Raw genomic sequence first — 17,986 nt, forward strand, 5'->3', positions numbered from 1 at the left:
GTTCTTTATTTATCTGAATTCTAATTTAATCTAGATTTTATTCCCTAGCTTCTAATCTCTTTTCTCGTACATTTCATCATAATACTGCTGGTAAGCGCCTGAGGTAACATTCTTCAACCATTCCTCATTTTCCAAGTACCAATCAATAGTTTTGGAAATCCCTTCCTCAAATTGGAGGCTTGGTTTCCATCCCAGTTCGTTCATGATCTTATTAGCATCAATTGCATACCTTAAATCATGGCCAGCCCGGTCTTTTACATAAGTGATAAGCTTTTCAGAAGTTCCTTTTTCCCTTCCAAGCTTCTCGTCCATCACTTTGCACATGACTTTAATCAAATCCAGGTTTTTCCATTCGTTAAAACCACCAATATTATAAGTCTCTTTATTTTTTCCTTTATGATATACCAAATCAATGGCGATAGCATGATCGATTACATAAAGCCAATCCCTAATATTTTCACCCTTTCCGTAAACAGGTAATGGTTTATTACTTCTGATATTATTAATAAAAAGTGGTATAAGTTTTTCAGGGAATTGATTCGGCCCGTAATTATTGGAGCAGTTGCTTATTACAATAGGTAATCCGTAAGTATTAGCATATGCTCTTACAAAATGGTCGGATCCGGCTTTGGAAGCAGAATAGGGAGATTGTGGGTCATAAGAAGTTTCTTCAGTAAAAAAACCACCATCATCAACAGAGCCATAAACCTCATCTGTCGAAACATGATAAAAGCGCTTGCCTTCATAATTGTCTTTCCAGCTTTCTTTTGCGGCATTAAGCAATATTACCGTGCCGAATATATTGGTTTTCAAAAATTCAAGTGGGTTACTGATTGATCGATCTACATGAGATTCTGCAGCCAGATGAATCACTCCATCGAAATCGTATCTTTCAAAGAGATTGAAAATGAATGCTTCATCCGTTATATCTCCTTTTTCGAATATGTAATTTGGTTTATCCTCAATATCCTTAAGGTTTTCCAGATTACCTGCATAGGTCAATGCATCAAGGTTAACAATTTTATAATCAGAATATTGGTTGACAAATAGTCGAACAACATGGGAGCCTATGAAACCAGCTCCTCCGGTAATTAAGATAGTTTTCAATGCTAAGGTTTTTTATATAAAGTCAAAAATAGAAATTGTCAAATACAAATTAGAATTCATTACAGCTTTTATTTCATTAGTTTCTAAAACTTCTGTTAATTTGTAAAAATTTTCAAAAAATCATGTCAGAGACAGAAAAAAATCAAAACAGTAATCATAATTCAGACGAGATAGATTTAAGAGAGTTGTTCTCTGCAATAGGTAATTTCTTTAGCAACATATTCTTCAATTTCATTTTGTTTATTGTAGCAATAAAAAATGCTATTGTAAAGAATATAAAGTTGATAGTGATTTTGGGTCTAGTTGGTGTGATTCTAGGAATAGTTACACATTTCTTTACTCCTGACATTTATAAAAGTTCTATTTTATTAAGATCTACTCACTTAAATGCTAGGTTGATGGAAAGTTCAATAGATAAACTCCAACTTCTAGCACAGGACGAGAATCGCAAACAACTTGCCATTACGCTTAAAATAGACACTGCAATAGCCAGTAATATTGTTAGTTTTAGTTATGAGCCTTTTGTTTCTGAAGAAGAGATTATAGAACTTGAAGTGTTTAAAGAGCAATTAAAATCTGAAATTGAAGACGAGGAGATTATTAATCGTTTTGTAGAAAGATTAAGGATGGAGAATAAATCTACTTACAGGATTTATATTGAAGTTTTGGATAGAACTTTAATTTCTGATTTAGAGGAACCATTAATTAATTATTTCAAAAACAATCCTTATGTCTCCAAAAGGCTAGAAATTCAAGAACAACACTTAAAACTTGAAAGTCAAAATATAGAAGAAGAATTGGCAGAATTAGATAGTTTGAAAGAAATTCTCTTTAAAAACTTTAGAATGGTAGGTAAAAGAGATAGAGATGGTTCAAATAACGTGATTTTAGCTGATGAACAAACCACCAATCCAATTTCCGTTTTTAATGAATCAAGGAAAGCATATGAAAAGAAACTAGAAATTGAGAAAAAACTATATTTACAAGCTGAATTCGAATTAATAGATGGTTTCACTGTTTATTCTCAACCTGCTAGTGCTGGATTGATAAAATTAGGTTTTTATGGCGGACTAATTGGATTAGGATTAGCGTCATTAATTATAATTATCAGTTCATTCCTTCAATATTTAGACATAATAGAGCAAAAAACCAGAAATGCTAAAGAAGGTTTAAAAAGGAGAGTTGAAGCTAGAAAAAGTTAAATTTTTCTGATCTTTATCAGAAATAATTCTTTTTTCAACATCTATTTTCCAATCAATATTTAAAGAGGCATCATCATACATGATGCCTCTTTCATTTTCTGGGCTGTAATAATTATCACATTTATAAAAGAATTCAGCTTCGTCACTGATTACTGCAATTCCATGTGCAAAACCCCTAGGGATGTATAATTGCTCCTTATTATCTGCAGAAAGATGAATTGAGAATGTTTTCCCGAAAGTTGGCTTGTCTTTTCTTAAATCTATTGCAATATCCAAAACTTCTCCTTTTAAAACCCTTACCAATTTGGCTTGAGCCATTGGAGGAACTTGCATATGTAATCCACGGATTACCCCATAAACTGAGCGAGACTGATTATCTTGAACAAATTCACATTCTATTCCAGTAGCATCCTCAAATTTCTTTTGGTGAAAACTTTCAAAAAAATAACCTCTTGCATCTTCAAAAACAGTTGGCTTAATGATGTATAAATCTTCAAATTCGGTTGGTGTAATATTCATGTTCAAGTTTTTATGCAAATTACGCACAACATTCGGTTTTTACCATGTCTTATTAGGCTTTATCTATTAAATTTGCAGCGTGATAAAACAAGTGATATCCATTTTTGAAAAAGAAGTGAAGTTAGAGTGGCGAAATAAAACCGCTTTCAATGGAATATTGCTGTATTTAGTAAGTACAATTTTCATCTGTTACCTAAGCTTCAATGTAAAAACAGGGCAAATGCAAACTGTAACCTGGAATGCACTTTTCTGGATTATCATTGTGTTTGCCAATATCAATGGAGTAGCCAAAAGTTTTTTACAGGAAGGCGAGGGCAGGATGCTGTATTATTACACCTTATGTAAACCGCAAGTCATCTTAAGTGGAAAACTTATTTTCAATGTATTGCTTTCAGTTTTGATCGCTGTGATTGGCTTTTCAGTTTATGCGCTCATTCTAGGAAATCCTGTTTCGAATTATGTTTATTTCCTTTTGACGATATTGTTTGCTTCAATTGGATTTTCAGGAGTTTTAACTTTGGTTTCAGGAATAGTTTCCAAAGCCAATAACAGCACGGCTTTGATGGCAGTGTTGAGTTTTCCGATTTTATTGCCCATTTTATTGATGTCGGTCAGGCTTTCTAAAAATGCAATAGACGGGATTAACATTAGCTTAATGAATGACAAACTGTTTACTTTAATATCCGTAGATGCAATTGTTATCACTACGGCATTTATATTATTTCCTTTTATCTGGAGAAATTAAGAAATGAGAAAAACTTGGTGGAAAATTATAGGGGTTGCGCTGGTGTTCTACACACTTATAGCTGGATTGCTGATGGATGCCCCCCGACTAGCAATTTTAAATGAAACTATCCGCGCCATGCATTTCCATGTACCCATGTGGTTCGGAATGGTGATCATGTTGACCGCTTCGGTTATTTTCTCAATTCGCTACTTAAGAACAGGCAATCAAAAATTCGACACTTATGCCATAGAGTTAGTAAACACTTCTATTCTATTTGGAATATTAGGCTTGGCAACGGGTATGATTTGGGCAAATTACACATGGGGAGCACCTTGGAGTGGAGACCCAAAACAAAATGCTTCTGCAATTGGGATGCTGATTTACTTTGCCTATATCCTTTTACGAAATTCCATCACAGACCCGCAGCAAAAAGCTAAAATTGGTGCAGTTTATAATATTTTTGCCTACGCCACATTAATCCCATTATTATTCATTTTACCAAGATTGACAGATTCTTTACATCCGGGAAACGGTGGTAATCCTGGCTTTAATGCTTATGAATTGGATGGGAGATTAAGAATGGTGTTTTACCCTGCCGTTATCGGTTGGACATTATTGGGCGTTTGGCTAACTGAATTAAGAATTAGATTATCATTTATAAAATCAAAAATTGATGAAGAAGATTAAATATATCTTGGTTTTTTCTTTACTGATGATGAGTTTGGGGCTTTCTGCTCAGAAAACTGAAATAGTAGAGGAAGACTATGCCAATGACAGAATTGAAATGGCGGACACAATGAGATCCGAAGGAAAAATATATGTTTTGGTTGCAATTATCGTGACACTTTTTATTGGTTTCACACTTTACGCAATAATGACAGAGCGAAAAGTAAAAAAATTAGAAAAATCCTTAAAAGAGAGGGAATAAAGAATTATTTGGGTAGTACCTTTGTTCCAATCGGAGAATAAATTTTAGTTATGAAGAAATCGTATATTTTTGGCATAATTGTAATTGCAGCCGCTATTATGATGATTGTTTCCACAGCAGGAGATGCCAGTTCCTATGTTACATTTAATGATGCTCATGATATGGCATTGGATGGGAATAATACAAAAATCCATGTGGTAGGTGAATTAAAGAAAAGTGCGGAAGGTGAAATCATTGGTTTGAATCCTTCTGATGATAAACTTTCATTCACTTTCATGATGGTAGATGAAAATGGAATGGAACAAGAAGTATTTTACAATGAACCTATGCCAGCTGATTTTAAGCGCTCCGAGCAAGTGGTAGTGATTGGCTCATTCCAAAAAGGGACTTTCGTGGCAGATAAGATTTTAATGAAGTGCCCGTCAAAATATCAAGAAGAAACTGTTATTTAATTTGATTCCAAAAATATGATACATACTACAATAGGTGACATTGGTCACCTTTTTGTTATTATAAGCTTTGTAGCTGCCCTCATTTCCATTTTCAATTTCTATAAAGCAGAAAAAAGCCCATTGCCTGAAATGCAAAAAGGCTGGATGAAAAATGGGCAAATTACCTATATCATTCATGGTTTAGCCGTTTTCGGCATCGTAATCACGCTTTTCACCATAATTTCTAATCATTATTATGAATATTTCTATGCTTGGAGCCACTCTTCTAAAGTACTTCCAGTAGAATATATCATTTCCTCTTTTTGGGAAGGTCAGGAAGGTAGTTTCTTGCTTTGGTCATTCTGGAATGTGCTTTTAGGCTTTATTATATTGTTGACCAATAAAAAATGGGCTCCATCTGTAATGGTAAGCTTTTCAGTGGTTCAAGCTTTCCTTGCTTCCATGATTTTGGGAGTGGTTATAGGTGATTTCAAAATCGGTAGTTCTCCATTCATTTTGTTAAGAGATGCAATGGATGCTCCAATTTTCAATATCAATCCTGATTATGTTCCAGAAGATGGAACGGGCTTAAATCCATTATTGCAAAACTATTGGATGGTGATTCATCCACCAGTCTTATTCTTAGGTTATGCTACCACTTTAATTCCTTTTGCTTATGCCATTGGTGGTTTATGGAAAAAAGATTTTAAAGGATGGGTTCGGCCAGCATTACCTTGGGCATTATTTTCTGCTGCTATTTTAGGAGTAGGAATTTTAATGGGAGGTTATTGGGCTTATGAAACTTTAAACTTTGAAGGTTTCTGGAACTGGGATCCAGTTGAAAATGCTTCTTTAGTGCCTTGGTTGGTATTAGTAGCGAGTATCCACACCATGATTACCTATAAAAAGAGTGAAACGGCATTGAAGGCTTCCATCATTTTGGTACTTTCCGTTTTCCTAATGGTCTTATATGCCACTTTCATGGTAAGAAGTGGAGTACTGGGAGAATCATCTGTACACTCATTCACTGATTTAGGATTGTCAGGTCAATTGCTATTATACCTTTTAAGTTTTTTAATTGTCTCCATTGTTTTAGCAGTTGTTCGATGGAAGCATATTCCATCCACTGAAAAAGAGGTCTCGACCTATTCCAGAGAATTCTGGATTTTTATGGGAGCTACATTGCTATGCTTGATGGGATTTCAAATTTTATTACCTACTTCTATTCCGGTTTACAATTCAATCATTCAATCATTTGGAGGGATTTCGAATTTAGCTCCACCAGCTGATCAGATTGAGTTTTACACCAAATGGCAAATGTGGTTTGCTGTAGGTTTAGCTATTTTATCTGGAACAGGACAATTCTTTTGGTGGCAAAAGATGAAGAAATCAGAAGTGAAAGAATCGCTTTTATTTCCAATTTTGATCACTTTAATGATTTCTGCTTTAATTATTGTTTTAGCAGGAATGAGCAATATTCCTTATATAATTTTAGTGATTGCTTCTATTTACACCATAGTGGCAAATGCTAAAATATTTTTCAAAATAGTTAAGAGCAATTATAAACTTTCTGGCGGTGCCATTGCGCATATGGGCTTAGGCATGATGCTCTTGGGAATACTATTTTCCACTGGTTATTCAAGAACTATTTCATTGAATGAAACCGGGTTATTATTAACCAATTCGGAAGAAGTTGAGGATAATTTTAATCAGGAAAATATCCCACTATTCATTAACGATCCACAAACTATGGGGGAATATACCCTGACTTATAAAGGACGTTTTTTCGAAACTTATGATGGGGGCTATGTAAAAGCAACTTACTTGGATGAAACTCCAGATGAAAACTCTAAAATTGTAAAAAGAGAAATCAAAAGAGAAGATGAAAGCTTGAAAAAAGGTGATACTTTGAGAGTTTATGGAGCGAATCATTACTACAAAGTAGATTATTTGCATGCTAGCGGTGACAAATTTTCTCTTTTCCCTCGTGCACAAATTAATGCTGATATGGGTGGACTGATTTCCTCTCCTGATATCAAAAGGAAATTCATGAAGGATTTATACACTCATGTTTCTTCCGTTCCTGACCCAACTCAAGAAATTGAATGGTCGGAACCTAAGGAAATGGAAGTCACTTTTGGTGAGAAGTTCTTCCTGAATGACTTTGTAACCGTTTTGGAAGATGTAAAAAGAGTGGATGAAATAGAAGGTGAGAAATTAAAAGGAGAGGATCTAGCAGTAAGAGCTACGATAAAGGTGTATGGAGATGGAGAAGATTATATTTTGAACCCGTATTATTTAATTCGTGATAATATGGCAGGCAGAATCTCTGATGAAAACAGGGAGATTGGGGTGAAACTGAATATAGAAAACATCAAACCTGAGTCCAATACTTTTACACTCTCAGTAAGAACTACTCAAAAAGATTATATCATTCTGAAAGCACTTGAAAAACCATTAATTAACCTCCTTTGGATTGGTACTTTGGTGTTGACTTTTGGTTTTGGAATGGCAATTTTCAGAAGATATTCAGAATTTTATAAAATGAAGCGAAAAGGCTTAGAGTGAAAAATGTAGCTTACCATATCAGTTTTATAGGAGCAGGAAATGTAGCCTGGCATTTAGCGCCTGCTCTTGAAAACGTGGGGCATTTTGTTAATGAAGTCTATACACCTGATGGGAAGTCAGCTAAAAAGTTGGTTGGTAATTTATACAATGCCCATGTAAAAGACAGCTTGGATTTTTCAGACAGCCCATCTCAAATTTTCATTTTAGCAGTTCCAGATGATGCTATCCAAAGTATTGCTCAGGAGATTAAATTACCCGAGCAGAGTTTGATGGTTCATACTTCAGGAAGCAAAGGACTAGATGTGCTAGAATATTCTTCGGCAGCCGCTACAGGGGTTTTCTATCCTTTACAGACATTTTCCAAAAGCAAAAAACTAGATTTTGAAAAAGTCCCCTTTCTTCTGGAAAGTGAAAATAAAGAGGCTTTAAAAATCCTTAATAATCTTGCGAAGTCATTAGGCAAGAATGTTCAAATAGTTTCTACTGCCCAAAGAAAGCAGATGCATTTGGCAGCTGTATTTGCCTGCAATTTCACAAACCATATGATGAGCATTTCAGAGAAAATCATGAAAAATGCTCAATTGGATTTTGCTCTTCTTCATCCACTGGTTTTGGAAACAATTGAAAAAGCACTAAAACATTCTCCAAAATCTGTACAAACTGGTCCCGCTAAAAGAGGCGATTTGGAAACTTTGGATAAGCATATGGAAATGCTGCAAAGTGATGGAAACGTGCAGGAAATTTACAGATTGATTAGCCAGAATATATTGGATAATCAATAATTTCCGAAAAATAAAAGACACCCTATTAGGACAAAAGCAATTGATTGGTGAAATTTAAATCAAAATCAGTTGAAGCTTTAAAATGACACAGCAGTTGCCTAAAAACTTTTCATTTCCCGGGTTTGTCAAGCTGATTCGTATTCAAAATCTGCTTATCATTGTGCTTACACAATACCTTACGGCACTATTTTTATTGGATGGAATACATATCTTCAATCTTGAGCTTTTTCTATTGAGTCTGAGTACTGTATTTTTAGCTGCAGCTGGATATATCATCAATGATTATTATGATGTAAAAATTGATTACATCAATAAGCCGGAAAAAGTAATTGTAGGGAAAGTAATCAAACGAAGAGTAGTTCTTTTCTGGCATACTTTCCTGAATTTTGCAGCCATTATTATCGGTACATTTCTGGATTGGAAAATAGGGGCTATTCACTTTGGAGCAGCTTTCATGCTGTGGTTATATTCCAATCAATTAAAAAGATTGCCATTGATCGGAAATATAATAGTAGCTGGACTCACAGGCTTATCGATTTCAATAATTTCTCTTTATTTCGGGCAAAAACCCATTTTAGTCCATACTTATGCGCTTTTTGCTTTTGCTATTAGTCTTATTCGGGAAATTATAAAGGATATGGAAGATTGGAAAGGAGATGCCAATTTCGGATGTAAAACACTACCGATAATTTGGGGAATCCGCAAAACGAAATTGCTTTTATATATTCTTATTTCTGTGTTTTACTTCCTGATTTTTTATATGACCCAGTTTCTGGAAAATGATATTTTATATTTCTATTTCTCAGGATTGACGCTTTTTGTGATTTATTTTATTCATAAATTAAGTCTTGCGGATACTATTAAGCATTATCATTTTCTGAGTAACTTCTGTAAAGTCATCATGTTAAGTGGTATTTTAAGCATGTTGTTTTTTTAGTCTATTCTTCATCATTTCCAAAGCCCAATTTTTCCCATAAATTTTTATCCTCATCTTCGATTCTCTCTTTCATTTTCTCAACCTCATCAATACCAAAAGTGGCTTTAAACCCTGCCACAACACTTTTCGCCCAAAAGTTGAACATTGACTTCCGAGTATCTCTTTCATGTTCAAAACGACCGATTTCTATTTCATCCTCTCCTGATTTTGGATTATTTTGTGCTAAAACCCAATTGCCAATTTTAGTAACGGCTTTATCTAGCAATTTTCCTTCTTTATCCTTAATTTCTGATTCAAGCTTTAAGTCTGAATAATAAAACCTGAGTTCCCCTTTTGAATTTATATTGTCTCCAGAAAAGTCGAATTCTACCTTATCAGTTTTACCTGATTTGACTTTTACGGGATAAATATTTTGAATGAAATTATTAATAGGTGCAATCTCCATTTCGGATAAGCTTCCTTCAATGTGGAATGCTGGAGATTCTAAAGAATAATTCATGGTGGTCTCTAATTTACCTTTACCATAAAAATTACCTGAAGCTTTAATGGTAAGACTATTTCCACTTTCTTTAATGCTATCATTTACATTACTGATATTGGTGATTTCTCCTTTAACCTTATCAAAATGTAACTTTCCAGTCTTATTCTTACCCTTTGAAAGCTGTTCGTACTCTATAAAAGAGTCTTCAATTTTTACGTTTTTAATATAGATAGGAATATCTGATTTTCTTAGTTCTTCAGTTATAATCGGGACAAATCTGTCTTCAGGGAGTGGATAGTTTTTATCTTTATAAACATATAAATCCGCAGAAATAACATTGATCTCTTCTACAAAGACCGCATTAAGGTCTTTCCATTTCCAACCTAAAACGGCAATACTGTCAACACTTATTTTCACATAAGATTCTTCAACTCCTTTTCTTTTAGCAAATATGGCTTTACTATCTTTTGGTTTGAAAACCACATTCTTCAATGCAATATTTCCTTGTGTCAGATTAAAATTAATTAATTCAATTTCAGCACGGTGATAATTATCCTTAAGTGGATATTTTACATTAAATAAAGACACACCTAATTTTGCAGGAGAAAAATTCTCCAAAGAAAAGTTTTCATCTATCAATAAACTGTCACATTCTATCTTTATTCCAGTAGTTAAGAGTCCAATTTTTTCATTGGGTTTATCATATAAGGCAATTTTTCCGCCATTCAACTTAAAGGTTTTAAGAAATATGGCTATCTGTTTATCTCTTTTCTCTTTAGATTTCTTCAACCGTATTTTCTTAGTATCAATAGGAAGAAATGCTTCTGGTTTTTCTAGATTTAAAGATTTGATAGAAAGTTTTTCAAGCGATAGAAAATCAAAATAACTATTGTCTAATTGAATTGAAACCTCTTCTAAACTAAGGTGTGCGATCGTATCTTCTAGATTCCCCTTTTTAACTAAAGAGAATTTTATATTTGATATGTCAGCTGATTTATTAAAAAAATTAACACTTAAATCTTCATAACTGAAAACTACACTATCTTGAAGTTTGTTACTTATTTTCTCCTGAACTAAGGGTTGGATTTTTGGTTTTAAATTATTTTTAAAATAAAAAACACCTGCTATCAATGCAATTGTGAATAATAGTATTGCTGAGGCGGAAAACCATTTGAAAAATTTAAGCACGGTATCAGTTTAGTAAAAAATTGGGTTCTCAGTTACTAACTGATATAAGAAGTATAGGTTTTTAAGCTATTGTATTCCTCATAGTTACTCTTCGTAAATAACCTGCAATAAAGTTTGTCCCACTGCCTTTAAGGTCTCTTGAGAGATGATATCCATATTGTCCTTATGAGTGTGGTGAAAATCAGGAAAGAAATCTCTGGAGGTTGGCTCATGAGCGATGATATCTATCATTGGGATTTTACCTATTTCATTAACAAAATAATGGTCATCTGTGATAGGGGCTACCTGATTGTTGATGAAATAATTTCCATACCCAATTTGGTCAGCCGTTATCCAAACTTTTTCTACTATGCTAGGTGCATATTTCATAGAATATCCCTCTTTATGAAACTGTGCATTATTTCCGCCAACCATATCCAATAGAATTCCATAATATGCTGAATAACCAGGAACGTGCTTGTTTTTACTCCAATACTGTGAGCCCAAACACCACCACGTTTTAGATGGATCATTTCTAGAAAGTCCATAAGGCTCTCCATTATCTTCTCCATCAAAAAATATAACATCTATCCCAACATTAGGCTTATTATCCGCTTTTTGAATGGCACTAATGACTTCTAAAATTACACCAACTCCACTACCACCATCATTTGCTCCATCGATTGGCTCATTTTTTCTATCAGAATCTTTATCAGCAATTTTTCTAGTATCCCAGTGTGCCGCTAATAAGATTCGTTTACTTTTCTCTGGTTGAATGGAGGCAATGATATTAGTTAAATTCCATACTTCTCCATCATAAGTGTCTGCTTCAAATTTTTGAGTTTGAACTTTTGCGCCAAAACCCTCTAATTGATTAATTATATATTCTTCAGTTTCTGCATGCGCAGGAGTGTTCGGCACTCTAGGTCCATATTCTACTTGCTTTTCTATAAATTTATATGCTTGTGCGCCACTAAAAGCCGGAACGTGTAAGTCTTTCTTTTCTGTTTCTTCTGAAAGATCCTTTTTCTTTTCTTTTGAGGAATCACAAGAAACAATCAATAAGGCAATAAATATGGACGAAATGATGTTTTTCATAAAGAGAATTTTTTCAAAAATACAGATTAATCCGGACATTTTTTGCCAGAATTGTCTTTCCTTCGGAGGAAAAATCTGTATAAATTTTAGGTTGTAAGAAGGTCTTGAAATATATTGTTATTCAAAAAAAACGAATTTAGTATGTAATTAGCAATTAAATAACACTTGCTTCGATGTATTATTTTATGCACAAAAGTAAACTTTATTAATGTGGCTACAGTTAAAAACTCAAACTTACAAGGAAAACAAGAGGAAGTAATATTTTAATCTTAAGATTTCGACCCTTTAATGATATTTTTTTACCGTTGATCGATTATAGTTTCCATCAGACATAATAAATAGAACGAAGTACCAAATGAGACGATCCGTCTTTTTTATCAATTAATATCAACCTAAATTTGTAACATCAATAAATTAAAAAGAACCCAAATGAAAAAGTCAATAAAATTATTTGCAGCAATCTCAGGTTTAATACTTTTCGCTTCTGCATGTGCACAAAGAACTTGTCCTACTTACGCTTCTGAAGAAGTAAAAAAAGACAGCACTATAGAAGCTACTGTCTAATTTTTGTTTTTCAAACTTATGCCCAAATTACCAATTGGGTCATTTAGGTAATATTTATTTCAATAAAAATTTGATTCTATCTTATTTATTGAAATGATATAAGAATATTAGAGATGCGGTATATGCATGTTTTTTCTCATCTTTAATTTCCATCACTATATCAATTTGGGCTTTGCTCACTCCTCTTAAATCTATTATAGAATTTAAGCTTGCCTTCAACCTGACATCAGAACCAACTTTCACTGCCTGATTGAATTTCATTTTTTCAATTCCATAGTTAATCATCATTTTCAGATTAGTGACATTAGCAATTTGTTCCCATAAATAGGGCGCTAAAGATAAAGTCAGATATCCATGAGCGATAGTGCCTCCGAAAGGACTTTTAGCAGCTCTTTCTTCATCTAAATGAATCCACTGGTGGTCAAGCGTTGCATCTGCAAACATATTCACCTGCTTTTGATCAATGGTGTGCCAATCCGAAACGCCTAATTCCTGTCCTTCATAGGCTTTAAAATCTTCATAGCTACTGATTTCAATTGGTTGCATAGTATAGTTCTTTTATATAGACTCTAAAGTATAATTAGAAAAATCTCAAATAGTGCTATCTAATGGGCTATAAACAAGTATTTCTAATTATTACCTAATTGCCTATTAGGCACTATTTAAATCAGCTGCAATATATAAGCTTATTTACAATTTACTGAATCAAAAAGACAATATGTACTTCTGCTTTCAATTTGATGTTCTTAAAATCCAGGTTAGATTCCATTGAAGCATTTGCATCAGCCGATTCAGACAACATGCGGTTATTTTGATAAGATTTGTAATAAATGGGTTGAAAATTCTGCTGATTTTCAGATACTTCCAATACTTTCCCTACTTTTTCATCGAGTGGTTTTAATAATGCTTCTGCCTTTGCCTTGGCATTTTTTACAGCCTCCACTTGCAATTCCTGATTGAGTTCTTGCAATCGAGAATGTGTATATTGACATACTCTTGCATATTCTATAGCCTTTGGATCAATCTGTGAAAGAATAACATTTAATTTTTTTGCATCGGGCAATTTGAGCTGGAACTGCTTTCTTGCCATAAAATCTTTGTTTTCAGTCTTTTTGTTCCAGCTATAGTTATATCCATATACATTTTCAACCGTTAAGTTCTCTTTATCAATACCTGCTTTTTCAACTGAATTTACCAATTGATTTTCCAGTTCGCTCATTTGGAACTTGCTTCCTGTTTTCAACTGATATTCTTTCAAAGAAATAGTGAAATAAATGATATCTGGTTCAACCTCCTTTTCTGCAACTCCGCTTACGGAAATAGTTCTTAGTTTTTTATGGTCAGATTTTTCTTGCGCTTTTAATTGAGGCAAAATAGAAATAATTAAAATGGCGAGAATAAATACACTTAGCTTTTTCATATTCTATAAAATTAATTTTAAAATGGTAAATCAGTATTATCAAATCTCGTGCCTTTTTTACATTTCAAATAGAGGAAGAAGCATCAAGATTAAATTGTATTAAAAAACCAAGTGAGTATATTATCCTGAAATTCTAAATCATTTTTTCAATTTAGCTTTCAAATTTTCCACGTGGTTAATCAGTGCTTCTTGCCAAGTTTTTCCACTATCCCAATTATCCCCCAAGTAAATGTCTTTAGTGTAAAGTTGTTGTATATAATATTTATGGACATGCTCATCTATTCGGTATTTCATTACCTTATCATTCTCACCATTTCTCACCGAAATCAATATCGTCTCGCCCTCTGATAAATCATAGCCTAGCATCCTTCTTAAACTTTCACCATTGTTTTCCAGTTTTTTGAGCACTAGCAAATAGCCTTCATTTATCATTTGCTCTGCACTCATACCAGGATCTACCAGACCGTATTTGAACGGATAATGTTGGCTCATGATAGAATCCAATTCGGCATTGGCTTTTTCAACATCTACATCCATCATTATATTATTTTCAAATTTAGGCACTGCCAACTTATCTATTCTAATATCGGGATTAAAATTAGCCACCCTTCGGGATTTGATCACATTGGTCCTTTTGAAAGTCTCAGGTACATCAATGATAAGATAATTTTCTCTTTCCAAATCTGATTTATTAACCCGCGACTGCAAATCACTACCTAACTCTGTTAAAGATGGTGCTTGCATAAAAAATGCCTTCATATCATTTTTAAAGAATCCTCCTTCCTCAGGAATTTTAGTAGCATAAAGCTCAAATCCATTGTTAGCTTGATGGACGATCAGCATGTTTTCGATACTTCTTTCAGTGATGTCAGAATAGAATGCAGTTGTAGCATCTGCCCCTGACATGATATCAGATAGAGCATAATAAGCTACCGCATCCACTCCAATTTCAATAAAACTATTATGAATTTTTTGAGCTTCTTCATCCCATTTTAGGGAATTAACATTCATAAAAACTACTGCTCTTTTACTCAGCAAGTCTTCTGGAAGTTGATTGCTTTTATTTAGAAATGGAAAAGCCTCTTGTGAAAACCCTTCAAGGCTTGCAAAAATCAATAAAAATGAAAGTATGTAGTGTCGCATAAAAGTAAATTCGCAGGAAATTTAAAGATTTTTGAATAATCGGCTGAATCTTAACGTCATTATCTATAAATTTATTCTTTATGATTCAAATTGAAACTATCTAAAGAACCCATACCCAGATGAAAACTTTGAAATTTTGCCTTGTTTTTATTGCATTGTTGACTACTCAACAATCCCTTGCCCAAAAAGACTCTACTTTAGTTTTTCCTGATTCAGCCAAGGTCATGAATGATCTCTACTTTCTCTCATCTGATTCTTTGCAAGGCAGGAAAACAAATACTGAAGGAAATGAAATAGCTCAAAATTTCATTATTGAAAGAATACAAAAAATTGGGGTTTCCGCTTATGTTCAGGATTATACTCAGCAATTTACCTTTGGAAAAGATACAATTCCAGCTGTAAATATTTTGGGTTTTGTGGAAGGATATTCTGGAAAACACTTTATTGTAATTTCTGCCCATTATGACCATGTGGGTATGAAAGACAGTACGGAAATCTTTAACGGAGCGGATGATAATGCCAGTGGAGTAGTAGCTCTTTTAGCTTTAGCGGAATATTTTAGAGAAAATCAACCAGAAAATAATTTACTATTTGCCTTTTTTGATGCAGAGGAAATGGGGTTACAGGGTGCAAAACATTTTATGCAATCTGTAGTGATGGACACCAGTCGAATTAAAATGAATGTTAATTTGGATATGGTTAGCCGTGGAGATAAAAACGAATTATATGCGGTTGGCACTTATTTCACACCATTTTTAAAACCTTTGATAACAGAAGCATCAAAAGATAAAAGCATTAAAATTTTATTTGGAAGGGACGAACCTAAGAAAAAACCAAATTGGGTAAGTGCTTCAGATCATGCACCATTTCATAAAGCTGAAATTCCTTTTGTCTACTTTGGGGTTGATGATCATGAAGATTATCATAAAATAACAGATACTGCAGATAAAATAAATCCAGATTTCTATTTAGAAGCCATTCGCCTGATTAAAGATGCCATTGAGAATTTCGATGCTAATTTGGGTGAAATTGTTTATGGCAAATGATGTTTTGAGGCATTTTATTTTTTTCCCTCATAATTATTTTAAAAATTAAAGACTTTAAGAAATAAGAATATGCAAGAAAGACATACCTACGACCTCGGAATGATTGGAAACTGTGCTTACCTGGCGCTAATTGGCAAGGATACCAATATCAAATGGATGTGTATGCCCCGATTTGACAGTTCCTTTATTTTCGGAAGTCTAATTGGAGGAGAAAAAGGTGGCGAGTTTTCTATTAAGCCTACATCAGAAGATTTTAAAATAACCCAAACTTACATACCCAACACCAATGTATTAGAAACCATAGTGGAAACTGATGAGTTTGCTTATAAAATCACGGATTGTGCCCCGAGGTTTCGGCAATTTGACCGTTATTATAGACCACAGATGCTCATAAGAAAAATTGAGCCTTTAAGAGGACTGCCTCAATTACGAGTAGTATGTGATCCCGTTGGTGATTATGGACAGAAAAAACTGACTAGAGAGAGAGGAAGTAGCCATATTCGTTACTTTGGTTTGCCTGAAACTTTAAGGCTTACCACTAATATCCCTATTAATATGTTGATGGACAGCAGTCCTTTCGTGCTAACGAAAACCCGTTACATGGTAATGACATATGGCGCGCCTTTGGAAGCAGAATTACAAGAAACAGCAGAGAACTTTATTAATAAAACCGTTTTTTACTGGCAAAATTGGGTGAAATCCACCAGCATAGGACAACATTATCAGGAGCAGGTTATTCGATCTTCCTTGGCATTAAAAATCCATCAATATGAAGATACAGGTGGAATTATAGCTTCACCGACTATGTCATTGCCGGAATCTCCAGGAAGCACCCGAAACTGGGATTATCGCTATTGCTGGATGCGGGACACCTATTATACACTGACTGCATTCAATAATATCGGACACTTTGAAGAGATGGAAAATTATTTTCTATACCTCACCAATATTCCTATGAAGGGAAAAGAAAGAATTCAGCCACTTTATAATTTGGTGGGAGAAGGAAGCATTATTGAAAAAGAATTGGATTTACCTGGTTATATGGGAAATCAACCTGTTAGAGTCGGAAATGATGCCTATACACATATTCAAAATGATGTATATGGACAAATATTACTTGCTATTCTACCACTTTATACGGATAAGCGATTTGCAAATATGGAGAAATCACAATCTTCCTATTTACTAAAAACCATTTTGGATAAAATTGAATTCACTATGGATGAGGCAGATGCAGGGCTGTGGGAATTTAGAAATTTAAAGCAAAAGCATGCTTATACTCACCTTTTCCAATGGGCGGGAAGTCACGCGGCCATGAAGATAGCCAAAGAAATTGGCGAAATAGAACTGGGGAGAAAAGCAGAGAAATTATTAAAACAAGCAGCTGCACATCTGGAAAAATGCTATGCACCAAACCGAAAAGCCTATGCCCAAGCTGAAGGTGTGGATAGAATGGATGCCAGTACACTGCAGCTCATCATGATGAATTATATTCCACATGATAGCCAAAAAGCCAAAGACCATTTGAAAGCATTGGAAGAAGATTTGAGAGTGGGTAAGGGATTATTTTATCGTTATAAACATGCAGATGATTTCGGTGAACCAGAAACCACCTTTCTGATTTGTGCTTTTTGGTATGTTGAGGCTCTAGCTTGCGTAGGTAGAACAGATGAAGCAATGGAAGCATTTGAGGAGATAGCTGGATATTCGAATCACGTTGGCTTATTGAGTGAGGATGTTAAATCATCGGATGGCTCAATGTGGGGAAATTTTCCGCAAGCCTATAGTCATGTGGGTTTAGTGAATGCTGCTTACAGAATTAATAATAAATTGGATAAGCCTGATTTTTTACCATAGTTTTGGCTG

General features: G+C 34.1%; 18 protein-coding genes. 11 read left to right on the plus strand and 7 right to left on the minus strand.

Annotated elements, in window-relative coordinates; genetic code table 11:
• Positions 1-51 precede the first annotated feature (51 nt).
• Entirely contained in the window at positions 52-1,107 is a 1,056-nt protein-coding gene (gene rfbB / locus QYS49_RS04075) for a dTDP-glucose 4,6-dehydratase (protein WP_308350380.1), read from the minus strand.
• Positions 1,108-1,229: 122 nt separating this feature from the next.
• Between rfbB and QYS49_RS04080 the strand changes: the two genes are divergently transcribed.
• A complete protein-coding gene (locus QYS49_RS04080; protein ID WP_308350382.1) occupies positions 1,230-2,309 on the plus strand; it encodes a hypothetical protein in 1,080 nt (359 codons plus the stop codon).
• Here the strand turns inward: QYS49_RS04080 and rfbC are convergent.
• Complete coding sequence (gene rfbC, locus QYS49_RS04085) at positions 2,277-2,828, minus strand: dTDP-4-dehydrorhamnose 3,5-epimerase (RefSeq protein ID WP_308350383.1); 552 nt, start codon at positions 2,826-2,828, stop codon at positions 2,277-2,279. The genes QYS49_RS04080 and rfbC overlap by 33 nt on opposite strands.
• Positions 2,829-2,907: 79 nt before the next feature.
• Between rfbC and QYS49_RS04090 the strand changes: the two genes are divergently transcribed.
• The 7 genes from QYS49_RS04090 (at position 2,908) to QYS49_RS04120 (ending at position 9,201) form a co-directional block, all read left to right on the plus strand.
• Positions 2,908-3,573: a heme exporter protein CcmB gene (locus tag QYS49_RS04090; protein WP_308350385.1), complete on the plus strand. Its 666-nt coding sequence runs from the start codon at positions 2,908-2,910 to the stop codon at positions 3,571-3,573.
• A 3-nt stretch (positions 3,574-3,576) separates the two neighbouring features.
• Positions 3,577-4,242, plus strand: a complete 666-nt coding sequence (gene ccsA / locus QYS49_RS04095) for a cytochrome c biogenesis protein CcsA (protein ID WP_308350387.1) — start codon at positions 3,577-3,579, stop codon at positions 4,240-4,242.
• Positions 4,229-4,483 carry a CcmD family protein gene (locus QYS49_RS04100; protein ID WP_308350388.1) on the plus strand — a complete coding sequence of 85 codons (255 nt, stop codon included), beginning with the start codon at positions 4,229-4,231 and terminating at the stop codon, positions 4,481-4,483. Before ccsA (QYS49_RS04095) ends, QYS49_RS04100 begins: the two co-directional genes overlap by 14 nt.
• A gap of 50 nt (positions 4,484-4,533) precedes the next feature.
• Positions 4,534-4,935, plus strand: a complete 402-nt coding sequence (locus QYS49_RS04105) for a cytochrome c maturation protein CcmE domain-containing protein (RefSeq protein WP_308350389.1) — start codon at positions 4,534-4,536, stop codon at positions 4,933-4,935.
• Between the two features lie 15 nt (positions 4,936-4,950).
• Positions 4,951-7,482 carry a cytochrome c biogenesis protein CcsA gene (gene ccsA, locus QYS49_RS04110; RefSeq protein ID WP_308350390.1) on the plus strand — a complete coding sequence of 844 codons (2,532 nt, stop codon included), beginning with the start codon at positions 4,951-4,953 and terminating at the stop codon, positions 7,480-7,482.
• Entirely contained in the window at positions 7,479-8,264 is a 786-nt protein-coding gene (locus tag QYS49_RS04115) for a Rossmann-like and DUF2520 domain-containing protein (RefSeq protein WP_308350392.1), read from the plus strand. The genes ccsA (QYS49_RS04110) and QYS49_RS04115 overlap by 4 nt, the downstream gene beginning before the upstream one ends.
• A gap of 82 nt (positions 8,265-8,346) precedes the next feature.
• Positions 8,347-9,201, plus strand: a complete 855-nt coding sequence (locus tag QYS49_RS04120) for a geranylgeranylglycerol-phosphate geranylgeranyltransferase (protein WP_308350394.1) — start codon at positions 8,347-8,349, stop codon at positions 9,199-9,201.
• Between the two features lies 1 nt (position 9,202).
• On the opposite strand, the gene QYS49_RS04125 is transcribed toward QYS49_RS04120, so the two are convergent.
• Together QYS49_RS04125 and QYS49_RS04130 are read right to left on the minus strand one after the other, a co-directional pair.
• The gene (locus QYS49_RS04125; protein WP_308350396.1) at positions 9,203-10,870 is read right to left on the minus strand and encodes an AsmA family protein; all 1,668 of its coding nucleotides are present in this window, start codon (positions 10,868-10,870) and stop codon (positions 9,203-9,205) included.
• 84 nt (positions 10,871-10,954) lie between these two features.
• Positions 10,955-11,947, minus strand: a complete 993-nt coding sequence (locus QYS49_RS04130; protein WP_308350398.1) for a M28 family peptidase — start codon at positions 11,945-11,947, stop codon at positions 10,955-10,957.
• Positions 11,948-12,376: 429 nt separating this feature from the next.
• On the opposite strand from QYS49_RS04130, the gene QYS49_RS04135 reads away from it, so the two are divergent.
• Positions 12,377-12,511, plus strand: coding sequence for a hypothetical protein (locus QYS49_RS04135; RefSeq protein WP_308350399.1), 135 nt, complete (start codon positions 12,377-12,379; stop codon positions 12,509-12,511).
• An 81-nt stretch (positions 12,512-12,592) separates the two neighbouring features.
• On the opposite strand, the gene QYS49_RS04140 is transcribed toward QYS49_RS04135, so the two are convergent.
• The 3 genes from QYS49_RS04140 to QYS49_RS04150 all read right to left on the minus strand — a co-directional run bounded on the left by QYS49_RS04140 (position 12,593) and on the right by QYS49_RS04150 (position 15,074).
• Positions 12,593-13,057: a MaoC family dehydratase gene (locus QYS49_RS04140; protein WP_308350400.1), complete on the minus strand. Its 465-nt coding sequence runs from the start codon at positions 13,055-13,057 to the stop codon at positions 12,593-12,595.
• A 151-nt stretch (positions 13,058-13,208) separates the two neighbouring features.
• On the minus strand, positions 13,209-13,931 hold the full coding sequence (locus QYS49_RS04145; RefSeq protein ID WP_308350401.1) for an SIMPL domain-containing protein: 723 nt from the start codon (positions 13,929-13,931) through the stop codon (positions 13,209-13,211).
• Between the two features lie 138 nt (positions 13,932-14,069).
• Positions 14,070-15,074, minus strand: coding sequence for a hypothetical protein (locus QYS49_RS04150; RefSeq protein ID WP_308350402.1), 1,005 nt, complete (start codon positions 15,072-15,074; stop codon positions 14,070-14,072).
• Between the two features lie 119 nt (positions 15,075-15,193).
• Here QYS49_RS04150 and QYS49_RS04155 point away from each other — a divergent pair, with 119 nt between their 5' ends.
• Positions 15,194-16,120 carry a M20/M25/M40 family metallo-hydrolase gene (locus QYS49_RS04155; RefSeq protein WP_308350403.1) on the plus strand — a complete coding sequence of 309 codons (927 nt, stop codon included), beginning with the start codon at positions 15,194-15,196 and terminating at the stop codon, positions 16,118-16,120.
• A gap of 69 nt (positions 16,121-16,189) precedes the next feature.
• Positions 16,190-17,977 carry a glycoside hydrolase family 15 protein gene (locus QYS49_RS04160; protein ID WP_308350404.1) on the plus strand — a complete coding sequence of 596 codons (1,788 nt, stop codon included), beginning with the start codon at positions 16,190-16,192 and terminating at the stop codon, positions 17,975-17,977.
• Positions 17,978-17,986 lie beyond the last annotated feature (9 nt).

This window comes from Marivirga salinae (assembly GCF_030503855.1).
Taxonomy (GTDB): Bacteria; Bacteroidota; Bacteroidia; order Cytophagales; family Cyclobacteriaceae; genus Marivirga; species Marivirga salinarum.

Bases quoted from the DNA above. Each gene is read 5' to 3' on its own strand.
- QYS49_RS04080 (WP_308350382.1), top strand. From the start codon at position 1,230: ATGTCAGAGACAGAAAAAAATCAAAACAGTAATCATAATTCAGACGAG.
- rfbC (WP_308350383.1), bottom strand. From the start codon at position 2,828: ATGAATATTACACCAACCGAATTTGAAGATTTATACATCATTAAGCCA.
- ccsA (WP_308350387.1), top strand. From the start codon at position 3,577: ATGAGAAAAACTTGGTGGAAAATTATAGGGGTTGCGCTGGTGTTCTAC.
- QYS49_RS04100 (WP_308350388.1), top strand. From the start codon at position 4,229: ATGAAGAAGATTAAATATATCTTGGTTTTTTCTTTACTGATGATGAGT.
- QYS49_RS04105 (WP_308350389.1), top strand. From the start codon at position 4,534: ATGAAGAAATCGTATATTTTTGGCATAATTGTAATTGCAGCCGCTATT.
- ccsA (WP_308350390.1), top strand. From the start codon at position 4,951: ATGATACATACTACAATAGGTGACATTGGTCACCTTTTTGTTATTATA.
- QYS49_RS04120 (WP_308350394.1), top strand. From the start codon at position 8,347: ATGACACAGCAGTTGCCTAAAAACTTTTCATTTCCCGGGTTTGTCAAG.
- QYS49_RS04130 (WP_308350398.1), bottom strand. From the start codon at position 11,947: ATGAAAAACATCATTTCGTCCATATTTATTGCCTTATTGATTGTTTCT.
- QYS49_RS04135 (WP_308350399.1), top strand. From the start codon at position 12,377: ATGAAAAAGTCAATAAAATTATTTGCAGCAATCTCAGGTTTAATACTT.
- QYS49_RS04140 (WP_308350400.1), bottom strand. From the start codon at position 13,057: ATGCAACCAATTGAAATCAGTAGCTATGAAGATTTTAAAGCCTATGAA.
- QYS49_RS04145 (WP_308350401.1), bottom strand. From the start codon at position 13,931: ATGAAAAAGCTAAGTGTATTTATTCTCGCCATTTTAATTATTTCTATT.
- QYS49_RS04150 (WP_308350402.1), bottom strand. From the start codon at position 15,074: ATGCGACACTACATACTTTCATTTTTATTGATTTTTGCAAGCCTTGAA.
- QYS49_RS04155 (WP_308350403.1), top strand. From the start codon at position 15,194: ATGAAAACTTTGAAATTTTGCCTTGTTTTTATTGCATTGTTGACTACT.
- QYS49_RS04160 (WP_308350404.1), top strand. From the start codon at position 16,190: ATGCAAGAAAGACATACCTACGACCTCGGAATGATTGGAAACTGTGCT.